11 protein-coding genes are annotated in these 17,709 nt (G+C 70.8%); 7 read left to right on the forward strand and 4 right to left on the reverse strand.

From position 1 onward, the window contains the following. Positions 1-13: 13 nt before the first annotated feature. The gene (locus tag Q7X29_RS00090; protein ID WP_316572967.1) at positions 14-2,437 is read right to left on the reverse strand and encodes an IniB N-terminal domain-containing protein; all 2,424 of its coding nucleotides are present in this window, start codon (positions 2,435-2,437) and stop codon (positions 14-16) included. A gap of 293 nt (positions 2,438-2,730) precedes the next feature. Here Q7X29_RS00090 and Q7X29_RS00095 point away from each other — a divergent pair, with 293 nt between their 5' ends. The 6 genes from Q7X29_RS00095 to Q7X29_RS00120 all read left to right on the forward strand — a co-directional run bounded on the left by Q7X29_RS00095 (position 2,731) and on the right by Q7X29_RS00120 (position 12,009). Beyond that, on the forward strand, positions 2,731-4,527 hold the full coding sequence (locus Q7X29_RS00095; protein ID WP_316572968.1) for an Hsp70 family protein: 1,797 nt from the start codon (positions 2,731-2,733) through the stop codon (positions 4,525-4,527). Continuing rightward, entirely contained in the window at positions 4,517-7,018 is a 2,502-nt protein-coding gene (locus Q7X29_RS00100; protein WP_449411930.1) for a LuxR C-terminal-related transcriptional regulator, read from the forward strand. Before Q7X29_RS00095 ends, Q7X29_RS00100 begins: the two co-directional genes overlap by 11 nt. 42 nt (positions 7,019-7,060) lie before the next feature. Next, positions 7,061-8,167, forward strand: coding sequence for a hypothetical protein (locus Q7X29_RS00105; protein ID WP_316572970.1), 1,107 nt, complete (start codon positions 7,061-7,063; stop codon positions 8,165-8,167). Between the two features lie 118 nt (positions 8,168-8,285). Then, the gene (locus Q7X29_RS00110; RefSeq protein ID WP_218716743.1) at positions 8,286-9,647 is read left to right on the forward strand and encodes a S1 family peptidase; all 1,362 of its coding nucleotides are present in this window, start codon (positions 8,286-8,288) and stop codon (positions 9,645-9,647) included. A gap of 155 nt (positions 9,648-9,802) precedes the next feature. Further along, positions 9,803-11,065 (forward strand): S1 family peptidase, encoded by a 1,263-nt coding sequence (locus Q7X29_RS00115; protein WP_374104828.1) that lies wholly within the window; start codon positions 9,803-9,805, stop codon positions 11,063-11,065. An 89-nt stretch (positions 11,066-11,154) separates the two neighbouring features. Next, positions 11,155-12,009, forward strand: coding sequence for an NRDE family protein (locus Q7X29_RS00120; protein ID WP_316572971.1), 855 nt, complete (start codon positions 11,155-11,157; stop codon positions 12,007-12,009). 70 nt (positions 12,010-12,079) lie between these two features. Here Q7X29_RS00120 and Q7X29_RS00125 read toward each other — a convergent pair whose 3' ends face one another. Beyond that, complete coding sequence (locus tag Q7X29_RS00125; RefSeq protein WP_255587072.1) at positions 12,080-12,751, reverse strand: hypothetical protein; 672 nt, start codon at positions 12,749-12,751, stop codon at positions 12,080-12,082. A 518-nt stretch (positions 12,752-13,269) separates the two neighbouring features. Here Q7X29_RS00125 and Q7X29_RS00130 point away from each other — a divergent pair. Beyond that, positions 13,270-16,461, forward strand: a complete 3,192-nt coding sequence (locus Q7X29_RS00130; protein WP_316572972.1) for a (Fe-S)-binding protein — start codon at positions 13,270-13,272, stop codon at positions 16,459-16,461. A gap of 104 nt (positions 16,462-16,565) precedes the next feature. Here the strand turns inward: Q7X29_RS00130 and Q7X29_RS00135 are convergent, their stop codons facing one another. Next, entirely contained in the window at positions 16,566-16,829 is a 264-nt protein-coding gene (locus Q7X29_RS00135) for a calcium-binding protein (protein WP_316572973.1), read from the reverse strand. Between the two features lie 349 nt (positions 16,830-17,178). Next, the gene (locus Q7X29_RS00140) at positions 17,179-17,703 is read right to left on the reverse strand and encodes a YdcF family protein (RefSeq protein ID WP_316572974.1); all 525 of its coding nucleotides are present in this window, start codon (positions 17,701-17,703) and stop codon (positions 17,179-17,181) included. Positions 17,704-17,709: the final 6 nt, after the last annotated feature.

Below are 17,709 nucleotides of genomic sequence, written 5' to 3' on the forward strand. Positions count from 1 at the left end.
GCGCCCGTTTCGCTCAGTGGAACAGTCCGTCGGTGTGGGTGTCCACACCGGTTTCGGCGACAGTACTCGACTCACCGAACAGCGACGCGTCCCCGCCGCCGAGAGACGAACCATGCAGGCCGGACCCGAACGCACTGGACACGTCGACCGAGGACCAGGTGTCCGCGGCGGTGGTCACCGCCCCCTGCGCGGTGCCACCGAGCGCGCCCGACGTGTCGGTGTGGGTCGTCGAGGTTCCGGTGAGATCGCCGGTCACGGCGGTGCTGCCCTGGGTCGCGCCGCTCACCGTGCCGCCGAGGCCGCCCGTGAACTGCGAGCTGCTGCTCGCCGCGCCGGACAGGCCCGTATCGGCGAAGCCACCGAGGCCCGCGCCCGCATCGGCGGCACCGTCCAGGCCCGCCTGCGCGCCGGCGGCCACCGAACCTGACAGACCGGTGCCCGCGTCGACCACACCGCCGAGACCGGCCTGAGCGCCACCCGTGGCCGAACCCGCAAGGCCGACACCGGTTTCCGCCAGACCCGACAGACCCGACTGCGCACCGCTCGCCACCGAACCCGACAGCTCCGCACCAGCGGTACCGGCCAGGCCGAGGCCGGAATCCACGGCCGCGCCGAATCCGGTCTGGGCACCGGCGGTCAGATCGGCGCCGAGGGTCGCGGCGGTGTCGAGGCCGCCTTGCAGACCGGCACCGGTCGTCGCGGACAGGCCCGTGTCCAGCCCGGTCGAGACCTCGCCGGCGCCGGTGATCAGTCCGTCGATCCCGAAGCCGCCGCCCGCGCCGCCGGACAGGTCACCGAGCAGTCCGGTACCGGCCGACGCGGCACCACCGAACCCGGTCTCCAGGCCGGTGCCGAATTCCGCGCCTGCGCCGACGGCGCCGTCGAGACCGGTGATCGCGGTGGTGGTCGCGGCCGCGCCGAGACCAGCCGCCGCCTGCGCCCCGGCCGAGGCCGCCGCGCCCAGTCCTCCGACCGCCGTGGTCGCGCCGCTCACGCCGGCGTTCAGCCCGCCGCCGAGCTGAGCGCCCGCATCCGTGCCGATACCCGTGGCGCCGTCCACCAGCCCGTCGAACCCGGCGGTGAGGTCACCACCGGCACCGACGGCCCCGCTCAGGGCCGTGTCCAGCCCGATGCCGAGAGCGCCACCGGCACCGGCCGCACCGGTCAGCGCGCCATCGAGACCGGCGCCCACCGCGCCGTTCAGGCCGGTGGCGAGATCCGCCCCCGCACCGACCACACCGTCGAGACCAGCGGTCGAATCGAGCGCGCCATCGAGACCGGCGCCCACCGCGCCGTTCAGGCCGGTGGCGAGATCCGCCCCCGCACCGAGGGCACCATCGAGACCGGCAGTCGCACCCAGAGCGCCCTCGAGACCCGCGCCCACCGCGCCGTTCAGGCCGGTGGCAAGGTCGGCGCCCGCGTCAACGGCACCGTCGAGACCCGCGTCTACCACGCCATTCAGGGCGCCGCCCGCACCGGCAACCACGCCAGTGCCCGCACCGACCACACCATCGAGACTCGCCCCCGCACCGAGCGCGCCCTCCAGGCCGGCACCTACCGTGCCGTCCAGGCCGGCAGCGAGGTCCGCACCCGCACCTACCGCGCCGTTCAGCGCACCGTCGAGACCCGCGCCAGCGCCGATCGCACCGTTCAACGCACCACCCAAACCGGCAGCGAGGTCGGTACCGGCGCCGACCGCACCATTCAGCGCACCGCCGAGGCCGGCAGCGAGGTCAGTACCCGCGCCGACCGCACCATTCAGCGCACCGTCGAGGCCGGCGGCGAGGTCCGCGCCCGCACCAACTGCGCCGTTGAGACCGGCGCCGATCGTGCCGCCCAGGCCAGCGGCGAGATCAGCGCCCGCGCCGACCGCGCCATCGAGGCCGACGCCGATCGCACCGTTCAGCGCGCCGCCGAGGCCGGCAGCGAGGTCCGCGCCCGCGCCGACCGCGCCGTTGAGGGCGGTGTCCAGGCCGATGTCAGCGCCGAAGACGGTGGAGAGGTCGGTGGCCAGGCCGGTATCGATGTCCACGTTCGCGCCGGTGACAGCCGACAGGGCAGCTTCGAGACCCGCGCCGACCTGGGCCGCGGCTCCGGCGACGGCCGAGGCCGCCGCGCCCAGGCCGACGTCGAGGCCGATGCCGAGCTGGGCGTCGGCGCCGGTCGCCGCCGTCACGGCGGCGGCCGCGGTGGCCGTCGAGGCGAGGGCGGCACTCGTGCCCGCCGCGGCACCCGCCGCCACGATCGCCTGCAACTGGGAGCCGCCGCTGACCAGCGCGGATTCCGCCACCATCGGGGCGACGGCGGAAATATCCTCGGGCGTCACGTCGAGCCCGGCCACGGTCAGTGCCTGGCACGGGTTGGCGCAGTAGGCCGCGGCGGCCTCACGGTCACGCAGCAGGTTGAGGATGAATTCCAGAATCGCGTTGGGTGTCATCGAGATCAGCTCCTCCAGATCATGGGCGGTACTGCCCGATCCGTTGTCGTTGGAATGTCTTTCACGCTAGGTCGGCACGTCGTTACAGGTAACGGGGCGAATGCCTAGTTCACGGTCGACGGTGCCCGTTAGGGGGACACCACCGATTAGGGGAATTTCCCCGTACTTGCCCCAGCACAGGTAACAGCTGCCCCCTAGCAACCGACAGTTCGAGTGGGACGCCGACCACCCCGGCGATCTCGTTGTACTCAACATTTCCGGTCCGCCGGAAGTCCTGCGAACGGGGTTGTCCAATGACAGAGCGGCTGGCGCTCGGCATTACCGTCGGGGCCGCGAATTCGGTCGCCGCGGCCACCACGGCCGACGGATCCGGAACCACCGTTCGCGCGCACCACAGTGCCCTGCTGCTGGGCGCCGACGGCTCGACCGGCTTCGCCGACGCCGCCCAGCACGCGCGCGGCGTAGTGGTCGACGACTACCTCTCCCGGGTCGGTGACCCGGTGGATCTGCTGGCGGAGGACGGATCCAGCCACAATGCGGCCGATCTGGTCGCCGCCGCGACGCAGGCATTGGTCACCGAGCTGGCCGGCCCGGGCACCGAGGCGACGATCGTGTCCTGCTATCCGGCGTGGTGGCCGGAGCGGTCGGTCGAGACGACGCGGGCGGCCCTCACACGCGCGGGCCTGCCCGAGGTGACGCTGGTGCCCGAGCCGATGGCCGCGGTGCGCCGATACGAGATGGAGAACGGCCTGCTCGACGACGGCGCGCTGGCCGTGTACGACTTGGGCGCGAGCGGCCTCACGGTCACCGTGTTACGCACCGGCGACCAGGCCGGGATGCTCGGCGCACCCCTGCACAGTACGGCTGTCGCCGGGATGGAATTCGATCTCCTGACGATGCGCTATGTTCTGGCAAACGCGCTGGGCGATCGGGATATCGATCCATTCGACCCCGTTGTCGAAGCGGAATTGTCGGCATTGCGAGCCCGCTGCAGAAATGCGAAAGAAGACCTCTCCAGAATTACCGCGACGGTGATCCCGGTGGGCATGCTCGCCGCCGGACACACCGAACAGGTCCGGCTGACCCGCGGCGAACTCGAAGATCTGCTGCGCCCGATCCTGCTCGACTCGATGAGCCTGCTGCACGACGCGGTGCGCCGCGCCGGACTCGCCATGGGCGATATCGGCCGGGTGCTGCTCACCGGCGGTGGTGGCGCGATCCCCCTGGTCGCCGAGCTGATCTCCACCGAGTTCGGACTGCCGGTCGCCGCCTGCGCCGATCCGGCGTCCTGCACCGCGCACGGCGCGGCCGAGATCGCCCTGGACGTGGCCGCGGTCTCCGTGCCTACCGAGGCCATCCCGGCCGCTGTCGTCGCGGCGCCGATGGCGGCCGCTCCGGTGGCGGCGGCTCCGGTGGCCGAGGGCATCGCGCTCCCGACGACCGAATCCGCCCCCACCCGGATGTTCACCGCCAAGCGGGCAGCGATCATCGCCGCGGCCGCGGTCACGATGGCGGCCTTGGCCACCGGCACCCTCGCCCTCGGCGGTGTCACGCCCTCCGCGCCGACGGGGCCCGCCGCGACGACGAGCGCGCCACCGGTGCCCGGCGCCGCCTCCACCAGCACCGGTGGAGCGTCCGGAACACCCGCCGGAACCGACTCGACCGTCGCCGACTCGACCCGCCCCGGCGCGCCGGGCACCGCATCGCCGACGGGTGCGAGCCCGGTGGGCGCTACCGAGGCGGGGACGCCGAGCGGCGCGCCCGCAACGGCCGGCAGCCCGGCTCCGGTCGGCACGCAGGCGGGCGACAGCCCCGCACCGGCCCCCGCACCCGGGCAGGCCACGCCCGCCACGCAGCAGCCCGCGCCCGCCCCGGCACCCGCGCCGGCCCCGGCTCCCGCGCCCGCCCCGGCACCCGCACCCGCCCCCGCGCCTGCTCCGGCACCCGCTCCCGCGCCCACACGGCCTCAGCTCCCGCCCATCCAGGTGAACCCGGGCGACCTGCTCGACGGTGTGGGTGGCGCGGTAGACGAAACCCTCGAAACGGGCACGCAGCTGCCAGGCCAGATCCTCGGAGGAAATGGTGGCTGACATCGCCTTGGATTCATTCCCCGGCGCACGAACCGTCCTCCGCGAACTCGATACCGCTGACGACCAGCCGGTGCTGCTGCTGATCCGTGGCCGAGCCGGAACTGGAAAAACAGTGCTGCTCAACGTTGTTCGCTCACATCTGCGCGAGCGTGGGATCCCGATGACGGATTCGGTACTCAACGACCCGGCCGACCGAGCTGTCCTGATCGCCGACAACGTGCATCGATACAGCTCCAACGACCTGCGAAATCTCTGCGCGGCCATCGAATCCGGCCGCCGCTCGGTGGTGCTCGCCGCCCAACCGCGCCCACACGATCGCCGACTACGTGTCCTGTCCGACATCGTGTCGCGACACGGCCGCACGGTGGAGCTGCGGGCGCTCGGCAGCGGCGACACCGCGTCGTTCGCCAGGGAACTCGGCGTGGCGGTGTCCCAGCCACTCGCTCTGCGCATCCATCAGCTCACGGCAGGTATTCCCGGTGGAGTCGTCGCGGCCCTGGCCGCCGCCCGCACGGCGCCGCTGGAGACCTGCGTGACGGCCGTCGACGAGGCGATCACCGCGTGGACGCGATCGATGCTCGACGCGGCGGAACCCGACCTGCTCGACGCGCTCGTGATCGCCGCGACCGGAACCGGGCTGGACGCCACCGAACTCACCGAGGTCCTCGGCGTAGACACCGCCACCGCCCACGATCTGATCGACCGCGCGCGGGCAGGCGCCTTGGTCACCGACGCCGACCTCTTGCTCACCCCCGCGGTGGGACCGCTGCGCATCCTGCTCGGAGATCGACGCTACGTCGAAGTTCAGCGCCGCCTGCTCGCCGCGCGGATCGACGCTGGACTGCTGCGCGACTGCACGGCGCTGATCCTGGCCGAGTCGGGCGTGGTCGACCCCCGGCTAGCCGAATTCCTTTGTCGCGCCGCGGAGAAATCGGGACACCCTGCGCGCTACTACGCGGCCGCGTCCGCCGCGGGCGCACCCGTCGAGTCGATCGCGTTGCGCTGGGCCGAGGCCGCCGCGCGGGCAGGCGACGCCGACACCGCTCTGCGGCTGGCCCAGCCGCTGCTCACCCAGGACGGCATCTCCGCCACCGAACTGGTGACCGCCGTGCGCGTCTGCGCGGCGGTGCTCACCCGGCGCGGCCTGGTGAGCCGCGCGGCCGGGTTGTACAACTGGCTCGGGCCCGATCGCGTTGGCGCCGATTGGGCGCCCGCCTCGATAGTGCTCACACTCGCCGGGGAGACAGCGGCCGCGACCCGCATGGCCGCCGCGGCGCAGCTGTGGCCGCCGACCGAGGCCGATGCGGGCGCGCGGCTCATCGCGGGCGCGCTGCACGATTCCCTCGACCCCCACGGAACCGGCACGGCCACGGCGATTTCCGCGCTCATCCAGGCAGGCAACACCGGTACCGACGATCGATATCTCCCCTGCTCGGCCGTCTCGATCGCCACGCTGTTGTGCCTGGGAACCGGCGAGCCGCGCCGGGCGGGCGACGCGCTGCGCCGGGCGGCGGGCCGGGGGGCGGGCCGTCAGCTCCCCGTCCTCACCGCCTGGGCCGCGTTGCTCGGCGGCGACGAGCAACACGCCGCGAACACCCTCGCCGAGATCGACATCGCCACGCTCGAACCGCGCGATCAGCTGCTCGCCCACGCGCTCGCCGTTGGGCTGGCCCGGCGCGGGGGCGACCACGCGGCGCTTTCGCGCGCATGGCAGTCCGCCAGTCCGCTGTTCGACGAGCTGGAAGCCGACCTGCTGAGTCTGCTGCCGATCGGCGAGCTCTGGCTGGCCGGCATCCGGTTGCGCGATGTGCGCCGGATCGAACCGCTGATCGACGCGGCACGCGGACTCCTACGCAAATTGGGCCGCGCGCCGGCTTGGACCAACCTGTTCCACTGGTACGGCGTCCAAGCCGCGCTCGCCGACGAATCACCGAGCGATCTGCTCCCCCACGCCCACGCGCTCAAGACCGCCGCGGCGGCAGGCGACCAGCAGGCCGCCGCGCTGGCCGACGCGGGCCGCACGTGGGTACTCGTGCTGCGCGGCCAGGTCGCCGCCGCCGAGGTGCAGGCCGCGGTGTCGGCACTGGCCGAGTTCGGCCTCACCTGGGACGCCGCCCGCCTGGCCAGTGAGGCCGCGCTGGCCGTCGGAGACTCCGCCACCGCGACCACACTGCTCAAATTGGCCCGCTCGGTTCGCGCCAGGGCCCAGCCGGTGGAACAGCCCCTACCCGCGGTGCAGCCCCTGCCCCACGGTGCGGACGGGCCCGCCCCGCGGCCCCCTGCCACGGCCGCGCTCAGCGATCGCGAACGCGAGGTTGCCGAACTGGTGCTGCTCGGTCTGACCTATCGGGAGATCGGCGCACGGCTGTACATTTCCGCCAAAACCGTGGAGCATCACGTCGCGCGAATCCGACGCCGGATAGGCGCGCGCTCACGATCGGAATTATTGTCAATGCTCCGCGCCATGGGACACGGTTCACTGCTGGTGTAACTCGACGCGGACGACGTCGACGCCCGAAGCGAGGTAAACCGGATGGCCACTGGGGTCGGCCTGCGCATCGCCGATGACGAGTGCATCGCCGCGGTGGTCACCGAGGACGGCACGGTGCGAATCGTCGAACGCGACGCGCTGCTGCACATGTCCGACGAGGGCGACGCCGCGCTCGGCGGACCGGCGCCCACCGGGCACGCGCACTCGATCTCCGGTTTCGTCCGCGCGATCGGCGATCCGGCGGGTATCGATGTCGACGGTGGCGAGGCCTACCGCGCCGAGGACCTGCTGGCGACGGCGATGTTCTGCCTCATCGATCTCACCACCGAGCACCTCAGCGGCCCCGCCGAGTTCTACGCGACACATCCGGCGCAGTGGACCCCCGAGGTGGTGCGCGGCGTGCGTGAGGCGCTGGACTATCTGGGCCTGAAGTCGGTGGCGCTGCTGGGCGAGGACGAACTGCCCCCGCCCGCCGAGGGCGTCGATCCCGGCCGCTCGTTCGCCACCGCCGCCGCCGAGGCCGCGCTGGTCGCGGTGCTGGCGACCCCGGCGGGCGCGACGCCGCCCGATCCGATCGTCACCGAGAACTCCCTCGTCGTCACCGACGTGATGCCCGCGCTGGCCCGGCCGGCGGCGACCGCGCAGGCCTACTCGGCGGCGATGCCGGTGACGGCGCAGCCGACGAAGGCGCTGGCCACCCCGACCTCGGCCATGCCGGTCGTGGTGGTGGAGCCGCAGGAACCCCGGCGCAGCCGCACGCCCCTGCTGATCGCGGTCGCCGCGCTGATCGGCTTGCTGCTCGGCGGCGTCGCGGTGTCGGTGGTGCTGCGCGGTAGCGAGACGACCGCGCCGCCGCCGATCTCCGACGCGAGCCCGGAATCGCTGACGGTGACGCCGACGCCCCAGCTGCCACCGCCACCGCCGCCGGTCGTCGAGTCGACCACGCGGGCACCGGTCGTCACCACGACGCCCGAACCCGAGCCGGAGCCCTCGACCAGCACCGAAGCGCCGCCGACGACCACACCGGAGCCGACGCCGTCGCCCACCTCGACCCCGCCCGGCCGCAGCACGACGCGCCCGCTGCTGCCGTTCCAGACGTACCCGCCGGGGTATCTGCCCTCGCCCATGCGGATTCCCGGCTACAACTGATCCGGTGCGGGGGTACGGTAACCGCGCCCTTCGCGCGCCCGTGCCCTAGAGTGATGCGCTGATCGACATCACAGCCGCCGGCGGTGTTCTCGATCACTCGTGCCGACGAAGGGATTTCATGCGCAAGTTGGTGGCGCGTCGCGCCGCAGTCAAGGCAGCCTCCGCCGGTTTCGCCGCGACTGTTCTCCTGGCACCTCTGTTCGGCCCCGGCATCGCGACCGCGGAACCATCAGCGCCCCTTCAGCTTTCGGCCGACGCCTTACCCGCCGAGCTGGTGACCGCCCTCTCGCGCGACCTCGGGATGACCCCGACCGAATACCTCGACCGTGCCGCCCGCGCCCAGCAGCTGCGTGACTACGCCAGCGATTTCCGCGCCGAGAACCCCGACACCTTCGCCGGTGCCTGGATGACGCCGGAAGGCAAGGCCGTCATCGCCGTCACCAACGCCGAGGCGGGCAAGATCGCCGCGGCCGACGGCTACCAGACCCACCTCGCCCCGATCTCGGCCGGCGGCCTGGAGGGCGCGCTGGTGCAACTGGCCCAGTGGATCGCGAGCCTGCCGCGCGAGATCTCCGCACCGATCAGCTCCATCGCCATCGACGCGCTCAACAGCCAGCTGGTACTCAACATCGCCAACACCGGCCCCGGCCACCTGCTGAACCTGCCGACCCTGATCGCCACCATCAAGGTGGTGCTCTCCCCCGGCGGCGGCGGTCCGGTCGAGTACAAGCCGATGGGCGGCGACACCTACATCACCGCGACCAAGGACCTGCACGACACGACGCTGCGCGGCGTCGACGTGTGCTCGTTCGGTTTCAACAGCACCGACGCCGCGGGCAACGCGCTCAACATCTCGGCGGGCCACTGCAACCCGAACGTCGACAACGGCGGCACCGCGCCGGTCTACGTGCCGAACGTGCGCGACATCCCGAACAGTCCCGAGGTCGGCGCGTTCGCCAAGGCCGTGCTCGGCGGACCCGCCGCGCTGGACTACTCGGTGATCAAGCTGAACGAGCGCGCGATCAACGCGGGCATGGACCAGCCGCGGGTGCGCGGCGCGAACGGGACGTCGCTGACCATCACCGGCACCGCCGAACCGGTCACCGGCGCCCCGGTCTGCAAGACCGGCCAGTCCTCGACCTTCACCTGTGGTTTCGTCTCGGCGGACCATGTGGAGACCCAGCTGTTCACCGCCGAGGGCGTCAGCAAGACCATCCGCGGCTTCGCCAGCAGCGCCTGCACCCTGGGCGGCGACAGCGGCGGCGCGATCGTCACCGGCACCCTGGCACTGGGCATCACCAGCGGCTCCAACGCCGCCGAGGCGCCCAACTGCACCGAGGCCAACACCCAGCTGGCCCCGTACGGCGGCACCGCCTCGCTCGGCGTGCCGATCCGGCCGATCCTGACCGATATCGAAGCCACCTCGGGCGGGGGACTCGGTAGCGGGATCGCCGTGCGCACCAAGCCGAACGCGGGCTGACCTCACAACGAATCGCCGGACCGGACCGGGTGAGCGAAATCTCTTGCCCGGTCCGAGTAGGCATAACCCGCTCCAGCCCATATAGTTCGATCATGCTCCTGCCACGTATGGGTCGCACCCCGTCCGCGCGAAGCTCGAGAAGAGCTCGGAAGTCCGTGATCGCCGCTTCGGCGGCGATTCTGCTGTTCGGCCCCACGATGGCAGTCGCCGACGCGCAGCCCGCGCCGGCCGCCGACCTGCCCGCTCAGCTGATCGAGGCAGTCACGCGCGATCTGAAGATCTCCCCCGACGAGTACCTGCGCCGCGCCGATGTCGCGCAGCAGGTCGCCGCGTTCTCCACCACCGCGCAGCGCCAGTTCCCGCAGGCCTTCGCCGGCGCCTGGCTCAACGACGCCGGTAACGCCGTCGTCGCGCTCGCGTCCGGTCCCGGCGCCGATCAGGCCCGTGAGGCCGCCCAGTCGGCCGGTTTCGAGGTCCGCAACGTCGCCAAGAGCGAGTCCGCGCTGCGTGGCGAGAAGACCGCGTTCGAGAACTGGCTGGCCGCCGCGCCGCCGGAGGTCGCCAACCTGGTTCGTGGCGTCGTCATCGACACCGTGAACAACGCGATCGCGGTGCGCGTGGAGCAGGCCGGTCTGCCGCTGCCGAGCTTCATCGACCCGTCCCGCGTCGTCGTCACCGCGCCGCCGGTGGCCGGCGAGCGTGTCGACCTCTCGGCCACCCCGGTGGCCGGCGACGGCAACGGCGCGCTGGCCGGCGGCGACGCCTACGCCTCGGTGGTCGGCCGCAGCTCGCTGCGCTGCTCGCTGGGCTTCAACGGCACCGACCGCGCGGGCAACGTCATCAACATCTCGGCGGGCCACTGCAACCCCGACATCGGCTCGGCCGGTACCGGCAACGCCGCCGCCGTCTACGAGCTCAACGGTGACCGCGCGGGCGCCCAGCTGGGCACCTTCCAGAAGTCGGTGCTCGGCGAGCAGGACTACTCGATCATCCGGGTCAACGACAACGCTCGCGCCCGCTTCGAGAACAACCTGGTCCGCGTGCCGGGCAACGCCCCGATCGCGGTCGACGGCGTGGCCACCCCGGTGGTCGGCGCGCCGGTCTGCAAGTCGGGTGCGCGCACCGGCTTCAGCTGCGGCATCATCAACGGCGTCGACCAGACCGTGCAGGTCGGCGATCGTCAGCTCACCCAGAGTTTCTCGGCCAACATCTGCGCCCTGCCCGGTGACTCGGGTGGCGCGATCGTGACCGGTCGCCTGGCCCTGGGCATCTCCAGCGCGTCGTCGGTCGCCGACTACCCGATCTGCGAGATCCCGAACATCATCGGCGCGATCACCGGTGACGTCCCGCAGCTGTTCGCGCAGCCGCTGAGCGTCGTCCTGTCGGACAACCCGGGTCTGGCGGTCCGCACCAACTGATCGCGGTCCCACCGCAGGCACAGAGCAGCCAGAAAAGGCCGGTAGCAGTGCGCTACCGGCCTTTTCGGTGTCCAGGGCATGCTGGGGTCATGTGTCTGGTTCTGCTCGCTTGGCGAGCGCACCCCGAGTATCGGCTGATCGTGGCCGCCAACCGGGACGAGTTCTACACCCGTGCCACCGAGTCGCTGCGCTACTGGCCGGAGGAGCCGTCGCTGCTGGCCGGTCGCGACCTGGGCGCGATCGCGGTGGGCACCTGGCTCGGCCTGCGCACCGACGAGGCTCGCTTCGCCACGGTCACCAATGTCCGCGATCCGCGCGACACGCCCGCCCACCCCCGCTCGCGCGGCGCCCTGCTGATGGACTACCTGCGCGGCGCGCACAGTCCACCCGAGTATCTGTCCGGGGTCGCGGACGCCGCGCCCGATACCTATGTCGGCTACAACCTGCTGACCAGCGATCTCCGCAGCCTGTGGTGGCAGTCGAATCGCAGCGGTGTCGGTCCCACCGAGCTGGCGCCGGGTCTGCACGGGCTGTCCAATGCCGCTCATGTGGCGACGGTGCCCGGATCTGTCCACAGTCGTCCCCAGGCCGACCCGACGGTCGTCGGCGTCGGCGCACCACCACTGTGGCCGAAGGTCGGCAGCGGCCTGCGCGGTCTGCGCGACATCGTCGCCACCGCACCGGATTCCGTCGACGACTACTTCGCCCTGCTCGCCGACCGCACCGAGGCGCCCGATGATCGCCTCCCGGACACCGGCGTCCCATTGGCGCTGGAGCGCGCCGTCTCTGCCCGCTTCATCGCCCATGATCTGCACGGCACCCGGGCGAGCACGGTGCTGCTGATCCGGGAGGACGGTCGCTACACCATGGCCGAGCGCACCTTCGGCCGCCACGGCGTCGCCGGCGGTGCGGAATCGGTGTCCGGGGTACTGGTGCCGGATTGAGAAAACGCGGAAGGCCCCGCTCCGAATCGGAGCGGGGCCTTCGCGGTAACGCTGTTCGAGCGGTGCGGGATCAGTTACCCGGCGCCGGAGCCGAAGCCGCCTGGGTGGGCTTGTCGGCCCACACCGAGGTGTTCGGGGCCGCCTGCAGCACCTGCAGCAGCTCGAAACCGGCGACCGCCATGGTCGGGCCGCCGATGGCGATCATGCCGAGGATGCCGCCGATGGTGGCGCCCAGCGGCAGGCCGACGACGCACCCGGCGAGCACGGCGATCAGGCCGAGGCCACAACCGACGATGGCGCCGATGGCGGTGCCGACGAAGGTACCGATCGCGGTGCCGATGCTGAACTTGCTGGAGAAGTCGTTGATCGCCTTCTGGTTCTCCTGGACCGAGGCGATCTCGGTGCCCTTGAGAACCGGCTGCGGGACGACGGTCTCCTGACCGATCTCGACACCGGCGGGCTTCTCCGGGGTCAGCGACAGGACCTTGCTGTCCTTGGCGACCTCGGTCTTCATCGGGATGTCGACGCCGTTGATCGCGTAATCGATCGGCAGCGAGATCACGACAGCCCCCCGACTGTCCTTGATCTCGGCGACCTTGGTCTTGGGAGCCTCCGGGGTCTCGCCCGCCTGCTCGACGATCGAGAAGGTGCCGTTCTGGAGGGTGGCGACGACGGTCTTGTCGACCAGCTTCACCGAGTACTTGATGTCCTGCGGGGCCTCTTCAGCATGCGAGGTGCCCATGGACACGGTCATAGCACCGATAACCAAGGCGGCTGCCGCAGTGGTCCTACGGAAGTTCATTCGGGTTCCAATCCATCAGGTGTGGTGCGGCGTGCGATCCGCGACACGCGAGACTCGTCAAGCAGAGACACACCGTGAGGTGTCCCTTACTTCTCCCCGAGCAGTGTGAAGACCGGCACAGCAGACAGAACAGCTGGAGCCTAATGGACTGAAACCCATGAGGCCAGAACGAATCTCACCGACCGGAGTAAGCCTGTCCTTAGCTCCGTCGCAGATCACGCACGGTTTACGGTGTTCACCAGCAGCCCTGGGAACCTTCCGGCAAACATTTATGTGATATTGCTCACAAGCAAAACCCAGGTCAAGCCGCAGTAAACAAGGTCAGAGCACAAATGCCGATCCTACGGTGGACACCGGTAGTTACTGGCCGGTAACTTAGCGCCGGTTACGATACGAGCCAACCGGGTGAGTTCGCCTCACCCAAGACCCTCGTGTTGCCTCTAAAGAAAGGTCGCGACATGAATGCCCTGACAATCACGTTGGGCACGATTGGAGCAGTGCTCAGCCTGTTCTGTTGGGCGTCGTTCCTCGGCGGCGCATGGAACATCGGCAAGGCCGTGACGATCGGGCAGTCCGCTCCGGACCGGTGGCGACCGTTCTTCCCGCGGTTCAAGACCATGCTCGTCGAGTTCATCGCGCACACCCGGATGAACAAGTTCCGCACCGTCGGCTGGGCCCACTGGCTCGTCATGATCGGCTTCCTGGCCGGTGCGCAGTTCTGGTTCATGGCCTATGGGCAGACCTTCGATCCCACCTGGTCGTGGCCGTTCATCGGCGAGACCTGGTGGTTCCATCTCGGCGACGAGATCCTCGGCGTCGGCACCGTCGTCGGCATCGCGACGCTGATGATCATCCGCCAGCTGAACCACCCGCGGTTGCCCGCGCGGCTCTCCCGCTTCAGCGGCTCGAAGTTCGGTCCGGCGTACTTCGTCGAGTGGGTCGTGCTCACCGAGGGCATCGGCATGGTGCTGGTGAAGGCCGGCGTGCTGTCGCTGACCGGACACTCCACCTGGACCGACCCGATCACCGGCCAGATCGCCAAGATCATCCCGGCCAACGTCACACTGATCTCGATCTTCGCGTTCATCAAGCTGATGTCCGGCATGGTCTGGCTGTTCGTGGTCGGCCGCAACATCACCTGGGGTGTGGCCTGGCACCGCTTCAGCGCGTTCTTCAACATCTACTTCAAGCGTGAGGCCGACGGCAGCGTCGCCCTGGGCGCGGCCAAGCCGATGATGTCCAACGGCAAGGTCCTCGACATGGAGAACGTCGACCCCGATGTCGACAACCTCGGCGTCGGCCGCATGGAGGACTTCTCCTGGAAGGGCTGGCTGGACTTCACCACCTGCACCGAGTGCGGTCGCTGCCAGTCGCAGTGCCCGGCCTGGAACACCGGTAAGCCGCTCTCGCCCAAGCTGCTGATCATGTCGCTGCGCGACCACGGTTACGCCGCAGCCCCGTACCTGCTGGCCGGTGGCCGCAAGGATCCCGGCGGCGACGAGATCGGTCTGGTCGACGCCGACGGCAAGCCCGACGAGGCGAAGCTGGCCAAGATCTCCGAGGCCGCCCGCGCCGAGTCCGAGCGCCCGCTGATCGGCGGCGAGGACGTGCACGGCGTCATCGATCCCGAGGTGCTGTGGAGCTGCACCACCTGTGGTGCCTGCGTCGAGCAGTGCCCGGTGGACATCGAGCACGTCGACCACATCATCGACATGCGCCGCTACCAGGTGCTGATCGAGTCGGAGTTCCCGTCCGAGCTGGCCGGTCTGTTCAAGAACCTGGAGAACAAGGGCAACCCGTGGGGCCAGAACTCCAAGGACCGCCTCAACTGGATCAAGGAAGTCGACTTCGACATCCCGGTCTTCGGCCAGGACGCCGACAGCTTCGACGGCTACGAGTACCTGTTCTGGGTCGGCTGCGCCGGCGCCTACGAGGACCGCGCCAAGAAGACCACCAAGGCCGTCGCCGAGCTGCTCGCCACCGCGGGCACCAAGTTCATGGTGCTCGGCGCCGAGGAGACCTGCACCGGTGACTCGGCTCGTCGCGCGGGCAACGAGTTCCTCTTCCAGCAGCTGGCCATGCAGAACATCGAGGTCATCAACTCGGTGTTCGAGGGTGTCGAGCAGTCGAAGAAGAAGATCGTCGTCACCTGTGCGCACTGCTTCAACGCGCTCAACAACGAGTACCCGCAGGTCGGCGGCACCTACGAGGTCGTGCACCACACCCAGCTGCTGAACCGCCTGGTGCGGCAGAAGAAGCTGGTGCCGGTGGCCTCGGTGTCGCAGAACATCACCTACCACGACCCCTGCTACCTGGGTCGGCACAACAAGATCTACAACGCGCCGCGTGAGCTCATGGAGGCCTCGGGCTCGACCCTGGTCGAGATGCCGCGGCACGGCGAGCGGTCCATGTGCTGTGGTGCCGGTGGTGCTCGCATGTGGATGGAAGAGCAGCTCGGCAAGCGCATCAACGTCGACCGCGTGGACGAGGCACTGTCCACCAACCCGACCAAGATCGCGACCGGCTGCCCGTTCTGCCGCGTCATGCTCACCGACGGTGTCACCGCGCGTCAGGAGCAGGGTCAGGGCGAGGGCGTCGAGGTCGTCGACGTCGCGCAGCTGATGCTCGACTCGATCACCCGGGTCGACGCCGCCGAGCTGTCGGCGAACCTGCTCGTCGTCCAGGAGCCGAAGGCCGAGCCGGAGCCTGAGCCCGAACCGGAACCCGCGCCGGTCGCCGAGGTGGCCGAGCAGGCCGCCCCGAAGGCCGCGCCGACCGGCGGTGGTCTGGGCATGAAGGGCGCCGCGAAGGCCCCCGGCGGCGGTCTGGGCATGAAGGGCGCCGCCAAGGCACCGGGCGCCAAGGCTCCCGCTGCCGAAGCCGCTCCCGCCGAGGCCGCTCCGGCCAAGGGTCTGGGCATGAAGGGTGGCGCCAAGGCACCCGGTGGCGGACTCGGCATGAAGGGCGGCGCGAAGGCTCCGGGCGCGAAGGCAGCCGAAGCGGCGCCTGCCGCCGAGACCGCGGCTCCCGCGGCCCCGGTCAAGGGTCTGGGCATGAAGGGTGGTGCCAAGGCACCCGGCGGCGGACTCGGCATGAAGGGCGGCGCGAAGGCCCCCGGCGCGAAGGCTCCGGCCGCTCCCGCCGAAGCCACCGCACCCGCCGAAGCCGCGCCCGCACCGGCCGCCCCGCCGGTCAAGGGCCTCGGCCTCAAGGGCGGTGCCAAGGCTCCGGGCGCGAAGGCTCCCGGCGCCAAGGCCCCCGCCGCCCCGGCTCCGGCCCCGGCAGCGGAAGCCGCCCCCGCAGCGGAAGCGGCCCCGGCCGCCGAAGCTCCCGCCGCGACCCCGGCCTCGGCTCCCACCGAGACCAAGCCGACGGTCGCTGCCAAGGGCCTGGCCATGAAGTCCGGCTTCAAGCGCCCCGGCCCGAAGGCCCCCGGCGCCGCAGCCCCGGCCTCCGCGGCCCCGGCTGAGCCGACGGCCCCGGCCGAACCGGCAGCCCCCGCCGAGCCCGAAGCCACGGCGGAACCGGCCACCCCGGCCGAGCCCACCAACGGCAACGGCAACGGCACCCCGCCGGTGGCCCCGCCGACCGCCAAGCCCGGCGGCCTCGGCTTCAAGTCCGGCGCGAAGGCCCCCGGCCGCAAGAACTGACAACTGAAAGACCACGAGTGAGGCGCGGATTCCCCGGAATCCGCGCCTCACTCGCGTTCACGCCCTTCGCCGCCGAACGCGGTCCATGGCAGCGCAGCGAGCTCTCAGCACTGGCTGGGCTCGTCGTTCTTCACCACGGACAGCACTGCTTCCGCCTCCCCGACCGGCGTCCCGGGCGCCGGTTCTTGCGCGACGACAACCCAATTGCGGTCCATCACCTGAGCTCGGCCACGACCACTGGCGTCCTCGGAGCGAGAGAAGAACACACCCGCGGCCTGGATCGTGTCCTGCGCTGCTTGCAGATTCATGCACACCACCGCGGGCATCAGCGCCGCAGGTGCTGGAGCGGCAGCGGGCGCGGTGGTCACCGGTGGGACTACTACCGGTGGCGCCGAAGACGTTGTCGGCACGGGCGCGACCGCCAAGGGGCCGACTGCCGCGACCGTTGTCGTCGGCACGGTCGCCGACGGGGTGTGCGCTCCCGATGCGCTCTCGACCGCACAGCCCGTCGCTCCGACCAGCACTACCGTGGCTACACCGACCACTCGGCCGGCCATCGTCACATGATTCATCCTCAGATATCCCCTGCTCGCAGACGTCAGAGCGATCTCCTGACCGCCCCATCGCGCTCCCCCCGACAGGAGTGCTGCGCGAGCGTATCCCCGCTGCCGCAACCGAAAAGGCGATACCGGCAAGTAGCCGGCAACCGAATTCGCGTCAGCAGTCGGCGAACCAGGCTTTCGCGTAGCCCGCGGATTGGTAGGTGTAGTCCCAGGCCCAACGGGCCGGGGAGAGGTGGGGTTTCGGGTCGACGAAGAGCAGCTCGCCGGGCCAGCACTTGCCGAGGATGTAGCGGGCTCGGGAAATGTGGGGCGTGAAGGTGACGACGATGACGCGGGTCCAGTCGGTGCCGAGGCGGGCCAGTGCGCGGCCTTCGCCGAGGGTGGTGCGGGGGCTGGGGTCGAAGCAGATGACCTCGAAGCGGTAGCCGCCGTGGCAGATCCGGTTGACCATCGGACTGTGCTCGTAGGGGTTGGAGATCAGGACGCGGGGTGCGTACCCCTCGGCGGCCAGCCGCAAGCCGAGCTGTTCGCGACCGTCGTGCGCGCCGCCGAGGACCAGGATCGCGTCGGCGGTCATCGGCGCGTCGACGCGCGGCCGCACATACACCGGCCACAGCGCGACCACCGCGACCAGCACCGCGAGCAGCAGCGCACCGAGAAGGAACCACAGCCGGCGCACCGGCTC

This window comes from Nocardia canadensis, assembly GCF_032656385.1.
GTDB lineage: Bacteria > Actinomycetota > Actinomycetes > Mycobacteriales > Mycobacteriaceae > Nocardia > Nocardia canadensis.

Excerpts from the sequence above, each read along its gene's own strand:
- Q7X29_RS00100 (WP_449411930.1), top strand. The coding sequence starts at position 4,517 with ATGGTGGCTGACATCGCCTTGGATTCATTCCCCGGCGCACGAACCGTC.
- Q7X29_RS00120 (WP_316572971.1), top strand. The coding sequence starts at position 11,155 with ATGTGTCTGGTTCTGCTCGCTTGGCGAGCGCACCCCGAGTATCGGCTG.
- Q7X29_RS00110 (WP_218716743.1), top strand. The coding sequence starts at position 8,286 with ATGCGCAAGTTGGTGGCGCGTCGCGCCGCAGTCAAGGCAGCCTCCGCC.
- Q7X29_RS00130 (WP_316572972.1), top strand. The coding sequence starts at position 13,270 with ATGAATGCCCTGACAATCACGTTGGGCACGATTGGAGCAGTGCTCAGC.
- Q7X29_RS00105 (WP_316572970.1), top strand. The coding sequence starts at position 7,061 with ATGGCCACTGGGGTCGGCCTGCGCATCGCCGATGACGAGTGCATCGCC.
- Q7X29_RS00095 (WP_316572968.1), top strand. The coding sequence starts at position 2,731 with ATGACAGAGCGGCTGGCGCTCGGCATTACCGTCGGGGCCGCGAATTCG.
- Q7X29_RS00090 (WP_316572967.1), bottom strand. The coding sequence starts at position 2,437 with ATGACACCCAACGCGATTCTGGAATTCATCCTCAACCTGCTGCGTGAC.
- Q7X29_RS00125 (WP_255587072.1), bottom strand. The coding sequence starts at position 12,751 with ATGGGCACCTCGCATGCTGAAGAGGCCCCGCAGGACATCAAGTACTCG.